Source organism: Corallococcus exercitus, assembly GCF_003611585.1.
GTDB lineage: Bacteria > Myxococcota > Myxococcia > Myxococcales > Myxococcaceae > Corallococcus > Corallococcus exercitus.
Genome location: NZ_RAVW01000780.1, coordinates 1 through 1,457, shown reverse-complemented (window position 1 = coordinate 1,457; position 1,457 = coordinate 1). Strand labels below are relative to the sequence as shown.

Genomic DNA, 1,457 nt, shown 5'->3' with positions numbered 1-1,457 from the left:
GCGGGGCGTGCCGTGGCCCGGGGGCGGTGCGCGGCGGAACTCGGAGGTGCCGGCGGCGTTGACGTTGACCGACTCCTCCGCGCGCGGGGCCGTCTGGGCCAGCGAGGCGGCGGAGGAGAGCAGGACGACGGCGAGGGTCAGGGCCTTCATGGTGTGCATCCTTGGGGGTGTTCTTGCTTCGTCCCATCTGACGGGACAGAGGGGCGCTCATTCAAGCCCCCCTCCCGAACAGTCCCCGGACGCCCTGGCGGGCCCTGCTCGCCGCGAGGCGTCAGGGCGCCTCAGCCGCGCTTGGAGACGACCTGGCCTTCGGCGCCAATCTCGTAGACGAGCGGCACGCCGGTGGCGAGCTCCAGGCCCACCACGGTCTCACCGGACAGCTTGTCCAGGCGCATCACCAGCGAGCGGTTGGAGTTGCCGTGCGCCACGACGAGCACGTTCTTGCCCTGGCGCAGGTCGCCCGCGATGGCGCGGTCGTAGAAGGGCAGCACGCGCTTCGCGGTCATCTCCAGGGACTCGCCGTTGGGGGGCGGGATGTCGAAGGAGCGGCGCCAGATGTGGACCTGCTTCTCGCCGAACTCCTTGGCGGCGTCCGCCTTGTTGAGGCCCTGCAGGTCGCCGTAGTGGCGCTCGTTGAGGGCCGCGTCGCGGATGACGGGCGGGTTCTGCCCCAGCGTCTCCAGCAGGATGGCCAGCGTCTGCTGCGCGCGGCTGAGGGCGGAGGTGTAGGCGACGTCGAACTTCAGGCCCTTGAGGGCGTCAGCGGCCTTGCGGGCTTCGTTGCGGCCCTGCTCGGTGAGGGGCACGTCCACGAAGCCGGTGAAGCGGTTCTCGTGGTTCCAGAGAGACTGACCATGACGGACGAGGGCGAGGATGGGCATGGGCCCCCTGCTAGCCCAACCGGGGGCAGGCGGAAAAGAGGCAAGCCCCGTCCACCCGCCCGGCCCGTCGTCTTGCGGCCACGCGCGGCGCCCGCGTTCAGCCGGTGGCCTGGGTCTCCCGCTGGAGGCGCTCGCAGACGGCCGCCACCGCGCTCAGCGTGTTGAACAGGTCCACCATGCCCACCTGGAGGCCCAGGTCGTCCTCGATGCGGTTGGCCAGCATCGTGGCCAGCAGCGAGTTCCCCCCGACCTCCAGGAAGTGGTCCTCCGGCCGCACGGCGTCCACGCCCAGCAGCTCCTGCCAGTACCCGGCCAGCCGTGACTCCATGGGCGAGGGGACGGCGCTCTGTGTGCTCACGGTGGGCTCCTCGGGGTGTGTCTGGATGGCTGTAAATTGAGGAAAATAGAACTACCGCGTCAAGCCTGACAGCGCCAGGGCAAGCAGGCGGGCTTCGTCCTTCCCCCGGTTCCGGGCTTCCCTGGCAGGCTCGGACGCCATGGACGACGCGAACGAGGCCGGAGCGGTCGCCGGGGAGCAGGACGCGCCCATGGCGGTGGCGGTGGTGGGGCTGGCGC

Annotated in this window: 2 protein-coding genes; both read right to left on the bottom strand. The window is 70.8% G+C overall.

Features of this window, described 5'->3' with window-relative positions:
* Positions 1 to 281: 281 nt before the first annotated feature.
* Positions 282 to 881: a 2,3-bisphosphoglycerate-dependent phosphoglycerate mutase gene (locus tag D7W79_RS41950; protein WP_120530749.1), complete on the bottom strand. Its 600-nt coding sequence runs from the start codon at positions 879 to 881 to the stop codon at positions 282 to 284.
* Positions 882 to 978: 97 nt separating this feature from the next.
* A complete protein-coding gene (locus D7W79_RS41945) occupies positions 979 to 1,239 on the bottom strand; it encodes a phosphopantetheine-binding protein (protein WP_120530748.1) in 261 nt (86 codons plus the stop codon).
* Positions 1,240 to 1,457: the final 218 nt, after the last annotated feature.